This window comes from Kitasatospora sp. NPDC101801, from assembly GCF_044766665.1.
GTDB lineage: Bacteria > Actinomycetota > Actinomycetes > Streptomycetales > Streptomycetaceae > Kitasatospora.
On the sequence record NZ_JBIWML010000002.1, the window covers coordinates 296,852 to 315,878 of the forward strand.

The 19,027-nt window shown below is 71.9% G+C and carries 16 protein-coding genes; all 16 read right to left on the reverse strand.

Features of this window, described 5'->3' with window-relative positions:
• Positions 1 to 19 precede the first annotated feature (19 nt).
• Positions 20 to 817 carry a phosphate ABC transporter ATP-binding protein gene (locus tag ACIRPK_RS05605; protein WP_403033738.1) on the reverse strand — a complete coding sequence of 266 codons (798 nt, stop codon included), beginning with the start codon at positions 815 to 817 and terminating at the stop codon, positions 20 to 22.
• A 105-nt stretch (positions 818 to 922) separates the two neighbouring features.
• A complete protein-coding gene (locus ACIRPK_RS05610; RefSeq protein ID WP_403033435.1) occupies positions 923 to 1,864 on the reverse strand; it encodes a sortase in 942 nt (313 codons plus the stop codon).
• The gene (locus ACIRPK_RS05615) at positions 1,861 to 3,573 is read right to left on the reverse strand and encodes a hypothetical protein (protein WP_403033436.1); all 1,713 of its coding nucleotides are present in this window, start codon (positions 3,571 to 3,573) and stop codon (positions 1,861 to 1,863) included. The genes ACIRPK_RS05610 and ACIRPK_RS05615 overlap by 4 nt, the downstream gene beginning before the upstream one ends.
• Before the next feature lie 135 nt (positions 3,574 to 3,708).
• Positions 3,709 to 5,301: an Ig-like domain repeat protein gene (locus ACIRPK_RS05620; RefSeq protein WP_403033439.1), complete on the reverse strand. Its 1,593-nt coding sequence runs from the start codon at positions 5,299 to 5,301 to the stop codon at positions 3,709 to 3,711.
• Positions 5,302 to 5,350: 49 nt separating this feature from the next.
• Positions 5,351 to 6,358, reverse strand: coding sequence for a hypothetical protein (locus ACIRPK_RS05625; protein WP_403033440.1), 1,008 nt, complete (start codon positions 6,356 to 6,358; stop codon positions 5,351 to 5,353).
• Positions 6,359 to 6,466: 108 nt separating this feature from the next.
• Complete coding sequence (locus ACIRPK_RS05630) at positions 6,467 to 9,109, reverse strand: hypothetical protein (RefSeq protein WP_403033442.1); 2,643 nt, start codon at positions 9,107 to 9,109, stop codon at positions 6,467 to 6,469.
• A complete protein-coding gene (pstA, locus tag ACIRPK_RS05635) occupies positions 9,106 to 11,934 on the reverse strand; it encodes a phosphate ABC transporter permease PstA (RefSeq protein WP_403033445.1) in 2,829 nt (942 codons plus the stop codon). The genes ACIRPK_RS05630 and pstA overlap by 4 nt, the downstream gene beginning before the upstream one ends.
• Complete coding sequence (gene pstC, locus ACIRPK_RS05640) at positions 11,931 to 12,935, reverse strand: phosphate ABC transporter permease subunit PstC (RefSeq protein WP_403033448.1); 1,005 nt, start codon at positions 12,933 to 12,935, stop codon at positions 11,931 to 11,933. Before pstC ends, pstA begins: the two co-directional genes overlap by 4 nt.
• Positions 12,932 to 13,297: a hypothetical protein gene (locus ACIRPK_RS05645; protein ID WP_403033451.1), complete on the reverse strand. Its 366-nt coding sequence runs from the start codon at positions 13,295 to 13,297 to the stop codon at positions 12,932 to 12,934. Before ACIRPK_RS05645 ends, pstC begins: the two co-directional genes overlap by 4 nt.
• A 506-nt stretch (positions 13,298 to 13,803) precedes the next feature.
• Positions 13,804 to 14,733: a GTPase Era gene (gene era / locus ACIRPK_RS05650; protein WP_403033454.1), complete on the reverse strand. Its 930-nt coding sequence runs from the start codon at positions 14,731 to 14,733 to the stop codon at positions 13,804 to 13,806.
• A 36-nt stretch (positions 14,734 to 14,769) separates the two neighbouring features.
• Positions 14,770 to 14,922 (reverse strand): hypothetical protein, encoded by a 153-nt coding sequence (locus ACIRPK_RS05655; protein ID WP_403033457.1) that lies wholly within the window; start codon positions 14,920 to 14,922, stop codon positions 14,770 to 14,772.
• A gap of 44 nt (positions 14,923 to 14,966) precedes the next feature.
• Positions 14,967 to 15,311 (reverse strand): cytidine deaminase, encoded by a 345-nt coding sequence (locus ACIRPK_RS05660; protein ID WP_403033459.1) that lies wholly within the window; start codon positions 15,309 to 15,311, stop codon positions 14,967 to 14,969.
• A gap of 110 nt (positions 15,312 to 15,421) precedes the next feature.
• Complete coding sequence (locus tag ACIRPK_RS05665) at positions 15,422 to 15,937, reverse strand: DUF4383 domain-containing protein (protein WP_403033462.1); 516 nt, start codon at positions 15,935 to 15,937, stop codon at positions 15,422 to 15,424.
• A gap of 38 nt (positions 15,938 to 15,975) precedes the next feature.
• Positions 15,976 to 17,307 carry a hemolysin family protein gene (locus ACIRPK_RS05670; RefSeq protein ID WP_403033465.1) on the reverse strand — a complete coding sequence of 444 codons (1,332 nt, stop codon included), beginning with the start codon at positions 17,305 to 17,307 and terminating at the stop codon, positions 15,976 to 15,978.
• A 13-nt stretch (positions 17,308 to 17,320) separates the two neighbouring features.
• Positions 17,321 to 17,815: an rRNA maturation RNase YbeY gene (ybeY, locus tag ACIRPK_RS05675; RefSeq protein ID WP_403033468.1), complete on the reverse strand. Its 495-nt coding sequence runs from the start codon at positions 17,813 to 17,815 to the stop codon at positions 17,321 to 17,323.
• Between the two features lie 14 nt (positions 17,816 to 17,829).
• On the reverse strand, positions 17,830 to 18,936 hold the full coding sequence (locus ACIRPK_RS05680; RefSeq protein ID WP_403033471.1) for a PhoH family protein: 1,107 nt from the start codon (positions 18,934 to 18,936) through the stop codon (positions 17,830 to 17,832).
• Positions 18,937 to 19,027: the final 91 nt, after the last annotated feature.

Consider the following 19,027-nt stretch of genomic DNA (forward strand, 5'->3'; position numbering starts at 1 on the left):
CGGCGACACACCTGTCCGGCTATCCGAAGCGGCCGTTCACGTAGTCCGAGGTGCGTTGGTCCGCCGGGGCGCCGAACATCGCGTCGGTCGGGCCGTGCTCCACGATGCCGCCCGGGGTGCCCTGCTCGGCGAGGAAGAACGCGCACTGGTCGGAGACCCGCTGGGCCTGCTGCATGTTGTGGGTGACGATCACGATGGTGACCTCCTCGACCAGTTCGCGGATGGTCTGCTCGATCCGGCGGGTGGAGGTCGGGTCGAGGGCCGAGCAGGGCTCGTCCATCAGCAGGATCTTGGGGCGGACCGCCAGCGAGCGGGCGATGCAGAGCCGCTGCTGCTGGCCGCCGGAGAGCGCGCCGCCGGGCTGCCGGAGGCGGTCCTGCACCTCCTTCCACAGGCCGGCCTTGCTCAGGCACTCCTCGACCAGGTGGTCCTTCTCGGCCCGCGAGGCCCGTACGCCGGTGAGCTTGAGCCCGGCCACCACGTTGTCGTAGATCGACATCGCCGGGAACGGGTTCGGCTTCTGGAAGACCATCCCGATGTCCCGCCGGGCGCTGGTGAGCCGCCGCTCGGGGGCGTAGATGTCGGCGCCGTCCAACAGCACCTCACCGGCCAGCGCGGCGCTCGGGATCAGCTCGTGCATCCGGTTGAGGATCCGCAGGAAGGTGGACTTCCCACAGCCGGACGGGCCGATCAGGGCGGTGACCTGGCCGGCCGGCATCAGCAGCGAGACCTGCTCCAGGACCTTGCGGTCGCCGAACCAGGCCGAGACCGCGCGGGCGTCCAGCGTGCCCGCCGAACTCTGCCGGACGGTCGGCAGGACGGCCGTGGTGTCGAGGCTCACGGTACGGGCCCCTTTCTTGATGCTCGGTGACGACGAATCAGGTGCCGGGCGGTCGAGTGCCGGGCGGTCGGGGTGCTGCGGTCAGATCAGGTTGGGCAGCAGGCGGGCGACCTGGTCGGCGACCGCCAGGCCGAGCGCGCTCAGCACCGGCACGCCGACGATCCAGCTCTGGTGCCGCCCCCAGCGCGACCAGGCCAGCGCCAGCCCGACGGCGGCCAGCAGCAGCGCCTCGCCCCAGAGCACCAGCGGCACCCAGGCGGCGTCCTCGGTGCCCAGCGCCTTCTCGGCGGCGGGCAGCGCGGCGGCGGTGAGCGGCCGGGCGTTCGCCTCCTGGACCTCGCTGGTCAGGTCGGCGTCCACCAGCAGCAGGCCGGACGGCGCGTACAGCGGGCCGTCGGCGGTGACCAGCACCACCCGGCCCGCGCCCTTCTTCACCGCCGGTGGCACCGGGTCGCCCGCCCGGCGGACGCCGACCACCCGGAAGGTGTGCCGGCCCTGGCCGGTGGTGACGGTGAAGGTCTCCCCCGCCCGCAGCTCGCCGATGCTGCCGAACGCACCGCCGAAGCCGGCCTGCCGGCCGAGCAGCACGCTGGACCCGGCCTGGCCGGGCATCGCGGTGTCCCGCCGGTGGCCGGGACCGGCCGCCAGCACCTCACCGGTGCTGCCCTCCCGGATCACCTCGCGCAGACCGAGCTGCGGGATCTCCAGCAGGGCCACCGGGGTGCCCGGCCGGACCGGCTTCCCGTCGGCGTCCAACTGGCCGATCGGCGCCGTCCCCTGGGCCAGCGTGAGCCGCAGCTCGGCGTAGCCGGTCTGGTGGTCGCGCAGGTGACGCAGCCCGCCCAGCGGGCCGAAGTCGAACAGCAGGCCGAGCAGCAGCCCGGCCAGGATGGCCAGCGCGGCTCCGGCCAACTGGGGCCCGTCCGGCCGGAGTCGGCGGACCGGAGCGGCGGCGGGCGCGCCGGGCGGCACCGGCGGCGGGGTGCCCGTCCCGACCGGGGTCTCGGCCAGTACGGCGGTCATTCGCCGACCTCCTCGGCGGCCGCCCGGCGGGCCCGGAGCCGGCGGACGTACGGCACGGTCAGCCAACCGAGCAGCAGCAGTCCGGCGGTGACGGCGAGCCAGGAGTACAGCGGCACCCCGAAGTCGGCGGCCGGGGCGGCGGCGGACCCGGCCGCGGCGGGCGCCGCGCCCTTGGCCGGGGTGGGCATCGGCTCGGCGGCGACGGCCTGGTGCAGCATGCCTGCGGGAGCCACGGCGGCGGTGGTCCAGTTGGTCGGGTCGGTGAAGGTGAGGACGGCGGTGAAGTCCTTGACCGAGGCGGGCTTGACCTTGTGCCGGCAGCTGGCGGTGATGGTGTACTCGCCCTTGAGCGGTCCCGAACCCGCCTGGGTGGCCACCACCTTGAGGGTGTTGGACAGCGGCAGGACGAAGCCGCCGTTGGGGGCGGCCCGGTAGACCGAGGCGGCCACCGTCCCGGTCAGCGGGGCGCCCTCGGCCGGGAATCCGGCCCCGTTGATCCGCACCGCCAGGTAGTTGGCCGGATCGGGGCAGGGCCCGGAGCTGAGCAGGTCGATCGCGTCGTCGTCGTGGCCCTTCGGGTAGTCGAAGGACAGCGTGCCAACCGGCTCGGCGGCGAATGCCCTTGGAGCATACAAGAGTTGACCGAACGCCAGGGCGGTCAGCAGGACGGCTGCGGCGGCCACCGGGACGGGCAGCGCCGACGGCGTGGCCGGGGCCCCTGGCGTCCGGCGGCGCCGGTTCAGCCACCGGCGGCCGGCCGGCAGGGCGAGCAGCAGCAGCGCGGCCAGCGTGGTCCAGGGGATCAGCGCGAAGCGGTGCTTGGAGACGTCGCTGACCAGCTTCGGGTCCTTGTCCCCGGCCACCGGCAGCGGGTCGATGGTGATCCCGGCGGTGCCCCACAGCGTGGGGTAGACCCCGGAGACGTCGAAGCTGTAGTTGACCGCGTTGCCCGGCAGCAACTCCTGGAGGTCGGCCGGGGCGTTGCCGGTGGCGATCGAGCCGAACACGTTGCTGACCCGGACCGCCTGCTTGCCGCCGAGCCGGACGTTGCCGGTGTTGCGGACGGTGTAGCTGACCGTGGTCCGGCCGGTGTCCAGCGGGTTCAGGCTCGGGTGGTAGACCGCCTTGGCGTTCTCCACCTTGAGCTCGGCCCTCAGGTCGCCGGAGACCCGGATGTTCACGCGGGAGCCGACCCGCTGGTCGACCGTGACCGCGTTGCCCTTGGCGTCCTTGCTCTCGGCCCGGACCGCGACCACGATGCCGGCCGCGTGGTCGCCGGGCGCGGCGTTGGCGGGCACCGCCAGGGTGAACGGGACGATCTGGCGGCTGCGGCCGGGCAGGGTCACCGAGCCGACCGAGGTCTTCAGCCAACTCCCGGCCTGGGTCGAGGGCTTGCCGTCGGGCAGTACGTCGTAGCCGCCGCTGTCGGTGTTGAAGGCGTCGGCGGGGTAGAGCCGTACGGTGAGCGGCTGCTCGCCGTAGTTCCAGACCGCGACGTGGTCCTTGAGCAGCGCGCCGGGGGTGGCCGCGTAGGAGAAGGTGCCCCGGGCGTCCGGCTCGGTGGCGGTCGCGGGCTGGATGCCGAAGGTCTGCGCGGCGGACGCCGCCGGGGCGGCCGGAGCAGCCGGCGGGTCGTCGGCGTACGCCGTCCCGCCGGTCATCGCCAGAGCGGCGACCGCCAGGAGGGGCAGTAGGAACCATCGGCGCATCGGCGGCGTCATCCTCGCTTGCTGGTACGGAAGTCGGAGACCGGCGGCCGGGCCGTCCACGGGTTCGACGTAGTGTCGCGCGGACGGCCCTGCCGCCGGGTTAAGGGCGCACTCGGTCCCGGTGAACTACCGGCGTCAGATCGCCGTCAGGGTGAGCAGGCCCTGGTACGTCCCGGCCAGCGTGGAGGTCGGGGCGAGCAGGGTGAGGTCGGCGCCGAGCTTGGCGGTGCCGAGGCCGGTCGCGGTGGCCAGGGTCCGGGAGGACTTCAGGCCGAACACACCGTTGTCGGCGGCGGCGACGGCGTTCGCCGGAGCGATCTGGCCACCGAGGTTGATCTTGAGACCGTCCCCCTTGGCGACCAGGTTCGGGGCCCAGCCGAGGTTCTGCGCGTTGATCTGGTTGGCGCCCGAGGCGAACTGGTCCACCCGGCCGCTGACCGACCAGCCCGGCGCACCCGCGCGGGTGTCCGTGACGGTGACGGTCTGGATCGCACCGGTGGTCGAGTACAGGGTGCTGTCGCCGTTCAAGGTGAGCGGCGGCAGGGTGACGTTGGTGCCCGCCACGCTGATCACCAGGGCGCCGGGGGCGACCGAGGTGGTGATGGTCTCGAAGACCGGCGACGGCGGCAGCGGGTCGCCCGGGTTCGGGACCACTACCGGCGGGGTGACGGTGAACGGCACGACCGGGGAGGTCGAGGCCGCGAAGTCGGCCGGGGCGGCCGGGACGAAGGTGGCGGTCAGCAGGTGGTCGCCCTCCGCCAGGTTGGCGACGGTCAGCTCGGCGGTGGCGCCGTTCGCCGACTGGGTGCCGAGCAGCGTGCCGCCGTCCCGGAACTGGACCGAACCGGCGGTGCCGGCCGGCGTCACGGTGGCGCTCAGCGTGACCGGGGTGTTCTTGGCGGCCGAGCCGGCCGGGGTGACGGCCAGCGCGGTGCTGGTCGCGGCGGCACCCTTGGGGCTGATGGTGTAGCCGACCGTCGAGGAGGTCGAGCCCAGGAAGGCGGTCGAGGTCGAGGTGAAGACCGCGGACAGGTTGTGCGCGCCCAGGGCCAGGGTGCTGACGGTCAGGGCGGCCTGACCGGCGGTCACGGCCACCGGGGCGCCGAGCGGGGTGGCGCCGTCCAGGAACTGGACCGTGCCGGGCGCGGCCGGGGTCACCGCGGCGGACAGCGTGACGGCGCCGCCGACGGTGGCGGAGCCGTTCGGGGTGACGGTCAGCGCGGTGCTGGTGGCGGTCGCCACCGGCGTGGTGTCCACCGTGGTGTAGCTGGTGGGGGTGGTGAAGTTGATCGCGCCGACGAAGTCACCGAAGTAGGTGGCGCCGAGCTTGGCACGGCAGCGCAGCCGGAACTCGTACTTGCCGGCCAGCGTGGAGAAGCCGTTCTTCTGCGCGAAGCCGCGCAGGGTGTCGCTCAGCGGCACGTTCAGGTGGCCCTGAGCGTCGACCGGGAAGTTGGCCTGGGCCTGGTTCGCGGTGACACCGAAACCGTCCGCCGGGAAGCCCGCGCCGAAGACCAGGCCCTGCAGGTTGGTGCCGCCGGGGCAGGCGGCGGAGCTGACCAGGCTGATCAGTTCCTCGTCGGTGCCGGACGCCGGGTTGAGGGCCAGGGTGCCGACGGTCGGTACGGTCTCAGCGGCGTGCGCGGCGGTGCCGGCCATGGTGATGCTGCCGGCGGCCAGGAGGGTGGCGGTGCCGATCGCGACGGTGCGCGGAATGCGGATGCTCACGGTTCTGGGTTGCCTTTCGGGCAGGGAGGGACGAGGGGTTGACGGAGGGTCAGTTGCCGGAGGTGCGAGAGGTGTCACCGCAGTTGTCGTTGGTGCCGAAGCCGTACGCCTTGATCAGGTCGGCGCGCGAGCAGATCTTGGAGGTCTTGCCGACGAAGACGTCGCTCCACGGGCTGACGCCGACCTTGCTGGTCGGGATGACGTTGTAGACGTCCCGGGTGGCGGCGGCACCGGTGTTCAGCAGCAGCGACGGGACGCCGTTGATGTTGCCGAGCTGGGCCGCGCCACGGATGTCGGGGATGGTGCTGGCGCTCTGCGCGAGGTACTGGCCGATCGAGAACGGCACCAGCGACTTGCTGTCGAGCACCCGGCCGTCGTGCTCCTCGATCTTCTTGCCGCCCTTGGTGTCGGTGACACAGGGGTAGCGGTTGGCGCTCAGGTCGCCCTCGGTGATGCCGACCACGGTCAGCCAGTACGAGCGGGTGCCGGAGCCGCTCTGCGGCAGCAGCGGGCGGATGTCCCAGTTCGGGGCGGTGCCGACGAAGCCGGGGTCGCAGGTGTAGAGGGCGTGCAGGTCGGCCGTGCTGAGGTCGAGCGGCAGCACGCTGCCCGCGCCGACCGCGTAGGTCACGGCGTCCACGGCGAACGGGACGTAGGTCAGGCCGGGGGTGCTGGCGGTCACGTTGAGGCTGGAGGAACGCGAGAAGTCCAGGCAGCCGTTGGCCTTGTTCAGCTCGTTCAGCAGGGCGGTCCGGCCCGCGCCGGACCCGTTCGGGCGGCTGAGCCCCTGGCAGGCGGCGGCCGCCTTGGTGTTGACGGTCGTGGAGCCGGTCGCGTTGTACGAGGCGATCAGCTTCTCGCCGTTGGGGCCGGTGATGGCGTCGGCCATCGCGTTCATGACGCCCTGGGTGGTGTCGGAGCCGACACCCGCGAGCTGACGGTAGACCGGAGCGCCGGTCGGGTCCGCCTGGGCGGTCCCGGTACCGGCCACCACCAGGCCGAGGCCGGCGGCGACGGTCACGCACTTGGCCAGGTTGCTCTTGGTGAGACTCTTCACTGTTCTTCGTCCTTTTCGGGCAGCTCTCAGGCACGGCCGGAGGACTCTCCGGCCGTGTGGCGCACATGCGTTGGCGTGGTACTGGTGGTGGTGTGGTCTCGGGGCCCGTCAGGGCCGGGGCCGCCGGCTGCGGAGCAGCCGGGGCAGGAACAGTCCGGCGGCACCGGCCAGCAGACCGGCGATCAGCACGCCGAGCAGCAGGTACCTGGCCGAACCCACGTCGGTCTCCGCCGTCCTGGCCACCGGGACGACCGGCTTGGGCGTGAGCACCACGGCGGTGTGCGCGGGTGCCGGGCCGGGGGCGGGCGGGGCGGTGGGCGCGGTGTCGACCGGCGGCTGGTGCTGGACCGCACCGGCCCCGGCCGGGGCCACGGCGGCCTCGGTGGCCGGCGGGACGTCCCGCGGCGTCGGGGTCGGGCTGAGATCCGGCTCGGGCACGCCCGCGCCCTGCTGCACCAGGTCGGCCGCCCGCCGGAGCTGGACGCGCATCTTCTCCGGCAACGACACGTACCCGTCCGGCAGTTGGCCGAGGGCGACGCCGTGCACCTGGCCGGTGTCGGCCGCGTAGCGGAGCAGCCCGGCGTACGCCTTGCCGCTGCTCGCGTCGAGGGCGGACGGGACGGTGGCGGCGAAGGTGGTGACGGTCAGCGGGTACCCGCCGGCCACCGGCAGGCCGGGCGGGATGACCGCGATCCGGGCCGGGTCGGCCGGCGTCGCCGCGTTCGCCATGGCGAGCAGCGCGGCCTCGGTCGGGGCGACGAACTCGCCCGCACCGTTGCGGAGTCTGGCGGTGCTCAGCCCGTACCGCGCGGCCTGGGCGGTGGTGGCCAGCGCCATCAGCGAGCGCAGGCCCTGCGGCTGCGGCGGGTCCTTCTTCATCGCGGGCGGAACGCTGTCCGCGCTCCAGACCGACTTGCCGGTGGTGTCGCCACGGGCGGCGAACCGGGCGGCGTCGCCCATCGAGGAGAGGTAGGGGTGCGACTCCGAGTTGCACCAGTCCGGGCGGCCCTCGGACTTGTCGAACTCCTGGCAGTAGTCGTCCTGCTTGGGGTAGTTCGAGCGCGGGTAGGCGGTCTCCAGCCTGATGAAGGCCTGGTTGACCCGGTCCTTCCACTTCGGGTGGACCTCGCCGGCCAGGAAGGCCTTCGCCTCCGGGTCACCGAGCAGCCACTTCCAGAGCTGCTGGGCGGCGTCGCTCGACCCCAGCGGCAGCATCAGGTCCGGCACCCGGGCGCCGAAGAAGTACTTGAACTGCGGGTTCAGCTCCAGGAACTCCGGGTCGCTGAGCAGGTCCAGCGGGTTGTCGGCCGGCACGTCCTGGTCGCCCGGGTTGACCGCGTACCGGTAGCTCTGGGTGACCAGCTTGGCGACCAGACGGGGCGTCAGGCTCATGTCCGGCATCCGCTGCCCCTCCTGCTTGCGGACGTCCTCCGGGGCCCGGATCGAGGACTGGTTCTCGATGTCGAAGGCGATGGTGAGGCCGGACAGCGCGATCGGTGCGTAGACCGGGGTCCGGCCGGGCGTCTGCTCCTCGACCGCCAGCGGGTAGCCGAGGAAGTCCAGCCCGGGGTTGCCGCCCTGCAGTCGCTCCCTGGCCGTGTCGTCGCTGCCCTGGGAGAAGTTGAAGATGCCGCCCGCCTGCCGGCACAGCACCGGCTGCCAGCGCTGCATCGCCTCGGACATCAACTCGTTGCCGTCGGTGGGCCGTTCGGCGCTGCCGATCGGGCAGGACAGGCCGACCCGTTCGAAGCCGAGCGGGACCACCAGGCGCTTGGCCCAGTTGGTGCTGGACAGCGGGGTGGACTGGAGCTTGCCGCCACCGCTGGTCGGCACCTTGCCGTCCACATCCAGTTCGCCGCGCGGCACGATCACCAGCCAGCACCGGTGCAGCGGCGCGTCGGGCGTCGCGGCCACCGGCTGCCCGCAGCCCAGGCCGGGAGCCTCCATGCCGCTCTGCATCTCGAAGAAGAGCTGCCCGGTGCCGTCCGCCCTGGTCGGTGCGAACGGGACCTCGTTGGTGGTCTGCGCGTTGTAGAACGAGCTGGTGCCGCCGGTCTCCGGGGGCGCGCCGGTGGCGGAGCGGAACGGGACGTAGACGTTCTCGCTCGGCTTGGACTGCTTGATCGGCTCGATCGGGTCGACCAGCGCGGGGCCGAAGTTGAGCTGCCGCTGGGACACGAAGTCACCGGCCGCGATCCGGGAGTCCCCCTTGGTCGCCCCGTACTGGCACTGCTCCCGGTCAGGTCCGGCCTCGTCGTCGCCCCAGCACTGCATGAACTGGAGGAAGTTGCGCCCGAACGAGCGGGGGCTCGGCGTGGTCTGCCTGCCGCCCTTCCAGGTGATCTCGACCACCTGGTTCACCAGGTGGTCGGTCTGCGGGACGGTCACCTCCAGGCCGGCGAACTCGCCGGTGCCCTTGACCGTGACCGGCTTCGGGTCCGCGTCGGTGCCGCCGGAGGTACCGGTGGCGGTCGTGCCGACGGTCGGGGCGGGGGTGGTGGCCGGTGCCCCGGCCCGGACCGAGCCGGCCGCCGCGGGCCGGGTGGTCGAGGGGTCGATCCCCACCGGCGCACCGGTGACCGGGTCGACCGGGATCTCGGGCGCCGCCGAACTCCCGGCGGCCACCCCGACCGGGGCGTCGCCCGGCCCGGCCGAGAGCGCCGCTCCGGCCGCGGTGGCGAGCAGCAGGGCGAGTACCCCTGCGGTCCGCAGTGCCCGTCGGGCACCGCCGCTGACGGTCCGTCGGCTCACAGCTCCCCCTCCCGTCTGCGGGCCGCCCGGCCCGCGATCACCGGCGGCAGCACGATGACCGCACCGAGCAGCAGCCCGGCGATCACCATCAGCGAGTACCGCAGTCCGCTGCCCGCCGAGGAGGCCACCTCGATCGCGCTGGCGCTGACGCTCTGTCCGTTCCCGCCGCCGCCGGCGGCGGCCCCGCCGTCAGCACCGCCGAGGGCGGGGTCGTCCGCCGCCCCGGCGCCCGTCCCGTCGGCCGCTCCCGCACCGCCCGGCGCTGCGCCGCCCGTCGCGGCCGCTCCGCCGGTCCCGCCACCGGTGGTGGCGGCGCCGCCGGTTCCCGCGCCACCGGTGCCGGCACCGGCGCCCGACTCGGTGCCGGCCGGCTTGGTGCCGGTGGCACCGCACTGGGAGGTGGCGCCCTTCTTGTCGCACTCGTCCGGCTTGGGGGCACTCGCCACGTAGGGGTTGGTGCCGTCCTTGCCGAAGGTCGGATTGCTGCAGGCGGCCGGGTCGAAGGTCTTCTTCTCGCTGCCCGGGATCTTCCCCAGCTGGTCGAACCCGGAGGTGACCAACTGCGGGGTGAGCGGCGAGTACCCGTTGTCACCGACCTTCTTCTGGCCCTCGCAGAGGAAGTAGTAGCCGAAGGCGCTCAGCGCGGTGCCCTTGGCGGCGGTGAAGTTCGTCGTCTCGGTGGTGTGCACCACCATGTAGCTGTAGCTGGAGAGCGGGTAGGCGGCCGGCGCCGGGCTGTCGTAGACGTCGTCCAGCTGCTGGGTCAGGTCCGGGTTGATCCGGGCGTTGACCAGCGCGACCGCGACGTTCTGCCCGGTCGGCCCGACGTAGTAGCCGGCCTTGTTGAGCACCTTGACCACCGGGAACTTGGCTTCCTTGGCGTAGGAGTACTCGACGTAGGTGATGGCGCCGTTGTTGCCCTCGTTGGCGACCGAGGAGGCCACCGTGATCGAGCTGCCCAGCGCCTTCCAGGTGGAGCCCTTGAGCAGCGGGAAGAACGAGGTCATCCCGCAGGGCGCGTTGCGCGGCGTGCGGCGGCAGTAGTCGTCCCAGATCGGCTGCTGACGCTTGCTCAGCCAGGTGGTGAACTGCGCGGTGGTACCGGAGCCGTCCGAGCGGACCACCGGGTGGACCTCGACGTGCGGCAGCTCCAGGCCCGGGTTGTCGGCCTTCACCAGCGGGTCGTCCCAGTAGCCGATGCCACCGGTGAAGACCTTGGCGATCACCTCGCCGGAGAGCCGCAGGTTGGTCACCCGCTTGCCGTTGATCTTCAGGTTGTACATGAACGAGGTGCCGCCCGCGACGATCGGCAGGTAGGCCAAGGGGAACGGCGGCGGCGCGTCGTACTGGCCGCCGTCGGTGAGTCCGTACGGGATCTCGGTGACCGCGAAGTCGGTGGCGTCGTTCTTGAACTGGTTCCGGCCGAACGAGGACCCCTGCGGGTCGAAGTCGACGGTCATGCCGTACTGCCGGACGTTCTTGATCCAGCCGTCCACCGCGTTGTAGCTCCAGGTGGAACCCGCGCCGCTGATCCGCAGGTAGTTCGCGGCCTCGGCCCGTTCGGCCGCGCCGAACAGCAACGAGGTGGCGAACACCGCGATCGCGGTGAGCAGGGTGAGGGTGCGGGTGATCACGGGCGCCTTCCGGGCGGAGGGGACGACGGGCTTGGTGATCCGGGCCAGGTCGGCCGCGGACTGCCGGGTCCGGTGGTCGCGCTGACGTCGGCTCAGCTCACCCGGGCCCCGGCCACCGAGGGTCCGGGCGACCACGAAGAGCAGCAGCACCAGGCCGAGCAGCAGCGCCGCCGCGCCGAACGCCCGGGCGGCCTGGAGCTCGGACGGGAACTTGATCAGGGTGAAGGCCATCAGCGGCAGCGAGGTCTGCGGGTCGCGGGTCGGGTCCAGGTTGAGGTTCTTGGTGTAGCCGGAGCAGAGCAGCACCGGCGAGGTCTCGCCGATCCCCCGGGCGGCGCCCAGGATCACCGCGGTGGCCAGCCCGGACCTGGCGCTCGGCAGGGTCACCGTCCAGACCGTCCGCCAGCGCCCGGCGCCGAGCGCGTAGGACGCCTCCTTGAGCGAGGCGGGCACCAGCCGGAGCACCACGTCGGCGGCCCGGATCAGGATCGGCAGCATCATCACCGAGAGCGCCACCCCGGCGGCCAGGCCCGACCGGGGCAGCCCCAGGGTGAGCACCATCACCGCGTAGATGAACAGGCCCGCCAGGATCGACGGCAGCGCCGTCATCGCCTCGACCAGGGTGCGCACCAGCCGGCTGAACCGGCCGGGCACCTCACTCAGGAAGACCGCGCAGCTGATCCCGACCGGGATGGTGATGCTCAGTGAGATGGCGATCTGGGTCAGGGTGCCGACCACCGCGTGCAGGGCGCCGCCCTGGTCCAGCGGGTCGGTCGGCCCGGCGTCGGACAGGTCCTGGAGGAAGAAGTTGGTGTGCGCGAGGGCGGACCAGCCCTTGCTGAAGACGTAGCACAGCACCCAGATCAGCACCCCGAGCAGCATCGCGGCCAGACTGTGCACCACGGCCGAGGCGAACCGGTCCCGGACCGTCAGCTTGCTCTCGTCCCGGGAGACCAGCAGCGCGTACAGGCCGAGGAAGCAGAGCCAGGTGCAGACCACGAAGCCGATCCCGCCGCTGAACGGGGTGAGCCGCTGGAACAGCAGCGCGGAGGTCGCCACCGCGCCGGCCAGGCTGCCCCAGAACGCGTAGTGGTCGGAGGCGCGGCGGGCGTTGATCCGGCGGCGGCGCTGCGGGGCGGGCGTGGCCGGGCGGGTGACCACGGTGGTCCGGGGCGGAGCGGTGGTGGTCATGAGCTGGCCCCCGAGCGGCTGCGGGCGACCACGGCGGCCGCGGCGAAGTTGACCGTGAGGGTCAGCACGAACAGGGCGAGTCCGGCCGCCATCAGCGCGGAGACGGAGAAGTCGGTCGAGTCGCCGTAGCGCAGCGCGATCAGCGGCGCGACCGCGCTGCCGCCGCTCTGCAGCACGTGCGGCTGGATGTCGAAGTTCATCGACAGGATCAGGTAGACCGTGATGGTCTCGCCCAGCGCGCGGCCGAGGCCGAGCATGGTGCCGCCGATGATCCCGCCCCGGCCGAACGGCAGCACCACCGAGCGGATCATGCCCCAGCGGGTGGAGCCGAGGGCGTACGCGCCCTCGCGCTCGCCGGCCGGCGCCTGGTCGAACACCTCGCGCATGATCGAGCACATGATCGGCGTGATCATGAAGCCCACCACGATGCCGGCCATCAGGCTGGACGCCGTGTAGACCAGCGGCGGCGTCAGCGGGTCGGTCGGGTCGGCCCCGTTCACCCGGAACAGCGGGATCCACCCGAAGTAGTCGGAGAGCCACCTGGCCACGCCGGTGAGCTGGTACTGCAGCAGCTTGAAGCCCCAGACGCCGTAGACCACGCTGGGCACCGCGGCCATCAGGTCGACCATGCTGACCAGCGTCCGACGCAGCTGCCTGGGCGCGTACTCGCTGATGTAGAGCGCACTGGCCAGCGCCAGCGGCACCGCCAGCACCACCGCGATCCCGCCGATCAGCACCGTGCCGATCAGCACCGCCGCGATGCCGAACTGGCCGCGGCCGCCGTCCGGGTTCCAGGTCTCGGTGGTGAGGAAGGAGAGCCCGGCGACCGAGAGCGCGTCGGTGGCCCGGACCGCCAGGTAGCCGCCCACCCCGAGCATCACCACCAGCACGAACGCGCCACTGGCCTTGGCCCAGGCCAGGAAGATCCGGTCCGGCAGACCGGGGTTGACCGTCAGCACCCTCGGGGCGTCGGTCACCGGCGGTGTGGTGTCGACACTCATCCGACACCTCCACGGGCGGTGTCGGCCGCACTCCGTGCACCTGCCAGAAAACGGGCGAGGTTGTACTGGCACTCGCGCTGCCGCCGGTAGCCGCGGGCCGAGTGGGCCACCGTCCGACCGTCCAACTCAAGGCGCCAGAGCCACAGTTGACCCTGCTCCATGGAGCAGATGGTGGTCCGGCCCTGGTCCACCCGGTGCTGGAACTCCTCGATCGCCACCCGGCAGGAGGCGGCGTCCCGGAAGATCTCCTGACTCTGCCCCAGGTGCCGGTTGTTGGCACCGAGCAGTCGCCAGACCGTCCCGCCCGCCCCGAGGTCGGGCCGGACCGGTCTGTTGACGATCAGAAATCTGGGATGTCCCATGCCGGTGCTCGCCCTTCCGCAGCGCTGCTTGGCCGGAAGTGACTGTCTCGGCTCAGAAACGCGGCTCAGGTGCGGCTGGATGAACGCCGGACACGGGACGGCTTAACGAACAGTGCGAGCCGCCCACACGGATCACACACCATACGTACGAATCTGACGATCCGTCAGACCCGGGGCACTGCGGCCCACCTCGGGGCTCTGCTGTCGTGCGGCTCCGCCACGCGGACGACACCGACTTCTTGCAGGTGGTTCGGAAGAGTCAGGGGCTCGGGGCCCTGCTGATGTGCGGCTCCGCCGCGCGGGCGACGCCAGCCCTTGCCGGGTGATCGTTGCGTAGGTGGTCAGGCACTTTCGCAGTGACCCGAGCGCCAGATCTCCTCGCCCACGCGGCGGAGCCGCACGTCAGCAGAGCCCCGAGCCCCTGGACCGTAGACCCCGAGCGCCTGCCTGCAGCACAGCCCCCGAACCCCTGAACCGTAGCCGGCCGAGCAGCTGCCGATGCGGGCTCAGAAGCCCAGCTTGCGCAGCTGCTTGGGGTCGCGCTGCCAGTCCTTGGCGACCTTCACGTGGAGGTCGAGGAAGACCGGCGTCCCGAGCAGGGCCTCGATGTGCTTTCGGGCCGTCGTGCCGACGTACTTCAGGCGGGCGCCCTTGGCGCCGATGACGATCGCCTTCTGGCTCTGCCGCTCGATGTAGACGTTGGCGTGGATGTCGAGCAGCGGGCGGTCCGCCGGACGGCCCTCGCGGGGGATCATCTCCTCGACCACGACCGCCAGCGAGTGCGGCAGCTCGTCCCGGACGCCCTCCAGGGCGGCCTCCCGGATCAGCTCGGCGACCATCACCAGCTCCGGCTCGTCGGTCAGGTCGCCGTCGGGGTAGAGCGGCTGGCCCTCGGGGAGCAGCTTGGTGATCAGGTCACCGACCAGCTGGACCTGCTGGTCGCCGACCGCGGAGACCGGGATGATCTCGGCCCACTCGATGCCGAGCTCCTGGCCCATCTGCTGGACGGCGATGAGCTGTTCGGCCAGCTTCTTGGAGTCGACCAGGTCGGTCTTGGTGACGATGGCGACCTTGGGCGTCTTCCTGACCTCGGCGAGCTCCTTGGCGATGAACTTGTCGCCGGGGCCGAGCTTCTGGTCGGCGGGGAGGCAGAAGCCGATCACGTCGACCTCGGCCCAGGTGGAGCGGACCAGGTCGTTGAGGCGCTCACCGAGCAGCGTGCGCGGCTTGTGCAGACCGGGGGTGTCGACGAGGACGAGCTGCGAGTCGGGCCGGTGCACGATGCCGCGGACGGTGTGGCGGGTGGTCTGCGGACGGTCCGAGGTGATCGCGACCTTCGTCCCGACCAGAGCGTTGGTCAGGGTCGACTTGCCGGCGTTGGGACGGCCGACGAAGCACGCGAACCCGGAGCGGTACGGGGAGGAAGGGGCAGTCATGCCGACCATTCTCCCTGATCCACCGAGTGGGAACGGTCACCTGCCCTTCCGGCCGGTCAACGAGCCCAGCAGGACCAGCAGGAACAGCACCAGGGAGCCGATCAACCAGTACGGCGATCCGGTCTCCTTCCACCGTCCCAACCCCATCAGGCTCAGCAGAATCCCGGCGAAGAACGCGAGCGCACCCATGCCGGTCAGATTATCGACCGCCGAGCCCGACGGGGGACGGCAGCTCAGAAGCTGTGCCGCAGGGTCCCGTCCGGGCCGGCCAGGTGCACCGGGGCCCCGGGGCCGCCGAGGTCCCGTACGGCGGCCAGGTCGGCCTCGGTGGGCGTCAGTGCCTCCGTCACCACGGCGGCCGCCTCCAGGCCCTTGGCACCGCTGGCCACGGCCATCGCGACGGCGGTGCGCAGCGCGCTCAGCTCCAGCGAGGGCAGCGCCACGGTGCCCGCCACGTAGGTCCGTCCGGTCTCGTCCCGGACCGCCGCGCCCTCGGCCACGCCGTTCCGGGCGCGGGCCGAGCGGGCCAGCGTGATGATCTTCTTGTCCTCGGGGTCCAGCTCGGTCAGCTCACTCATGCGCCGAGCATAGGCGCCCGCCCCGGCCGTCCCGAGCCCGCCCGGTCCTGGACCGACCGGCACATGGGGGGCGGGCGCTCCTGCACCCGCCCCCCATGTGCCGGTCGGTCTCAGTGCCTGAGCACCACCGGCGGCCCCGCCGGGCCGCGCAGGCCGGCCGCGTAGCGGGTGTGCCGCTCGCGCCAGTACGGGTTGTCGTGCGGGAGGTGGCGGCTGACCCGGCCGTACATGCCGAAGGTGGCGACCACCAGCCCGAAGCCGAAGCTGAAGATCACGTTGCTCAGGCCGAAGGCGAGGAAGTTGGCGTCGGTCGAGATGATCGCCAGCCCGACGAACCCGGCCAGCACGAAGACCGTGCCGACCACCATGTTGATCCAGGAGGCGGTGTTCCCGCCGATCACCGCGCCGGCCATCAGGACCAGGCCGACCAGCACCGACAGCAGACCGAGCAGGCCGTTGCTGCTCATCCCGGCCACCCGGTCCCCCTGGGTGTCCAGGAAGCCCGGGCGGCCGAGCAGGCCGAGAATGCCGAAGACCAGCAGGAACACCCCGCCGAGACCGGCACCGAAACGGTAGACCCGGGCCAGCCGGTGGTCCACCGGCAGTTCGTCCCTGAGCTTCGGCATCGCGGCCTCCAGGCGGCGCGGTCCCCCTGGAACCGACGCTACTCCTCGGGCCCGTCACCGTCCTCCGGCGCCGAGCCGGCCCGGACCGGGGCCACCAGCACGGTGCCGATCCGGTTCCGCCGGCCGGCCGCGCTCTCGGCGGTGAGCCGGATCGCGAGCAGGTCGGTGTGCGCGTCCTCGTGCACCGGCAGGTCGCAGGAGGAGCCGGGGATCGGCACCCGGCCGAGGTGCTTGGCGAGCAGACCGCCCACGGTCTCCACGTCCTCGTCCTCCAGCTGGAGGCCGAACAGGTCGCCGAGGTCCTCCACCAGCAGCCGGGCGGTGATCCGGTACGAGCCGTCGCCGAGGTCCTCGACCGGCGGGAGCTCCCGGTCGTACTCGTCGGTGATCTCGCCGACGATCTCCTCCAGGATGTCCTCGATGGTGACCAGGCCGGCGGTGCCGCCGTACTCGTCGATCACGATCGCCACGTGCGAGCGCATCTGCTGCATCTCGCGCAGCAGGTCGGCGGCCGGCTTCGAGTCCGGGATGAAGACCGCCGGGCGGAGCACCGAGGAGACCGGCTCGGATTCGGCGTCCCGGTTGATGTGGGTGCGCCGGACCAGGTCCTTGAGGTAGACGATGCCCACCACGTCGTCCTCGTTGTCACCGACCACCGGGATCCGCGAGAAGCCGGAGCGCAGCGCCAGGGTGAGCGCCTGACGGACCGTCTTGTGACGCTCGATCAGCACCAGGTCGGTGCGCGGCACCATCACCTCGCGGACGATGGTGTCGCCGAGTTCGAAGACCGAGTGCACCATCCGGCGCTCCTCGTCCTCGATCAGGTCGTCCTTCTCCGCCAGGTCGACCAGCGCGCGCAGCTCGGCCTCGGAGGCGAACGGACCCTCGCGGTACCCCTTGCCGGGGGTGAGCGCGTTGCCGAGCAGGATCAGCAGCCGCGGGATCGGGCCGAGCACCCGGGCCAGCGGCAGCAGCACGAAGGAGGCGGCGGTCACCGTGGTCAGCGGGTGCTGGCGGCCGATGGTGCGGGGCGAGACGCCGACCGCGACGAACGAGACCAGCACCATCACCCCGATCGCCAGCAGCACGGCCTCCCAGGTCTGGTGCAGGGTGCGCACGCAGACCACGGTGACCAGGACGGCCGCGGCCATCTCGCAGGCCACCCGGATCAGGGTGGCCAGGTTGAGGTAGCGGATCGGGTCGGACGCCAGGGTCAGCAGCCGGTCGGCCCCGCGCCGCCCGGCCCGGACGGCCTCCTCGGCGCGGAACCGGGAGATCCGGGAGATGCCGGCCTCGGCACAGGCGGCCAGCCAGCCGAAGCCGACCAGCAGGAGAGCTCCGATCAGGAAGCTCGTACTGTCACCACTCACAGACGGCCGGGCCTCAGTGGGTGGTCGGCGCCGGGGAGATCCCCGAGAGCCCGCGGCCGGCCCGCCAGTCGTCCAGGATCCGCTTCTGGAGGCCGAACATGACCTCCTTCTCCTCCGGCTCCTCGTGGTCGTACCCGAGGACGTGCAGCACCCCGTGGACGGTGAGCAGCTGGAGCTCGTCGTCCACGGAGTGCTGGGAGGGGGCTTCCTCGCCCTGCTTCTTGGCCACCTCGGGGCAGAGCACGATGTCGCCGAGCAGACCCTGCGGCAGCTCCTCGCCCTCCTTGCCCGGACGCAGCTCGTCCATCGGGAAGGACATCACGTCGGTCGGACCGGGCAGGTCCATCCACTGGATGTGCAGTTCTTCCATCTGGGCGCTGTCCACCAGGATGACGGAGAGCTCCGCCTGCGGGTGGATCCGCATCTGGTCGAGGGCGTAGCGGGCGACGTCGAGGATTGACTCCTCGTCAACCTCCCAGTCGGACTCGTTCGCGATGTCGATCGACATGTCGGGGTCGGTACTCAGCTTTCGGTGCGATGGGACTGGCGGGGGGCACGGGCGCCCTTCCGCTGAACGGGCTTGCGGGGTGCGGCAGGTGCGTCGGTCTCCTGCAGGGCGTCCCAGCGCTCGTAGGCGTCGACGATCCGGCCGACCAGCTTGTGCCGGACCACGTCGGTGCTGGTGAGCACGGAGAAGTTGATGTCCGGGACGTCCGTCAGGATCTCCTGGACCACCTTGAGCCCCGAGCGGGTGCCGTTCGGGAGGTCGATCTGGCTGGTGTCACCGGTCACCACGACGCGGGAGTTGAAGCCCAGCCGGGTGAGGAACATCTTCATCTGCTCGGGCGAGGTGTTCTGCGCCTCGTCCAGGATGATGAAGGCGTCGTTCAGGGTCCGGCCGCGCATGTACGCGAGCGGGGCGACCTCGATGGTGCCCGCGGCCATCAGCCGGGGGATCGAGTCCGGGTCCATCATGTCGTGCAGCGCGTCGTAGAGCGGACGCAGGTACGGGTCGATCTTCTCGTAGAGGGTGCCGGGCAGGAAGCCCAGCCGCTCCCCCGCCTCGACGGCCGGCCGGGTCAGGATGATCCGGTTGACCTCCTTGGCCTGCAGGGCCTGGACCGCCTTGGCCATCGCCAGGTAGGTCTTGCCGGTACCGGCGGGGCCGAGGCCGAAGACGATCGTGTGCTTGTCGATCGCGTCGACGTAGCGCTGCTGGTTGAGGGTCTTGGGGCGGATGGTCCGGCCCCGGTTGGACAGGATGTTCGCGGTGAAGACCTCGGAGGGTGCCGGGTCGTCCGGGTTGTCGGCGGCGCTCCTGAGCATCGCGATGGAGCGCTCCACGGCGTCCTCCGTCAGGGGTTGGCCGGTGCGCAGCACCAGCATCATCTCGTTGAAAAGCTGCTGGATCAGGGCCACCTCGGCCCGGGAGCCGGAGGCGGTCACGTCGTTGCCGCGGACGTGGATGTCGGCGGTCGGGAACCCCTCCTCGATCACCCGGAGCAGAGAGTCGGTCGCACCGAGCAGGGTGACCATCGGGTGCTTCGCCGGGATGGTGAACCTGGCGGTGGCGGCGTCCCCGTCGGGACGCGGCTGTCCATTGGTACGGGTCTGCGGTGTCTCAGTCATGGGTCGGCACTGTGGCCTGCCTCATCCCATCCGTCTCGGGTGCCGCTCGGTCTCTCCGGGGTCACCAGGGTACGCCGCACCGTGGACCGTT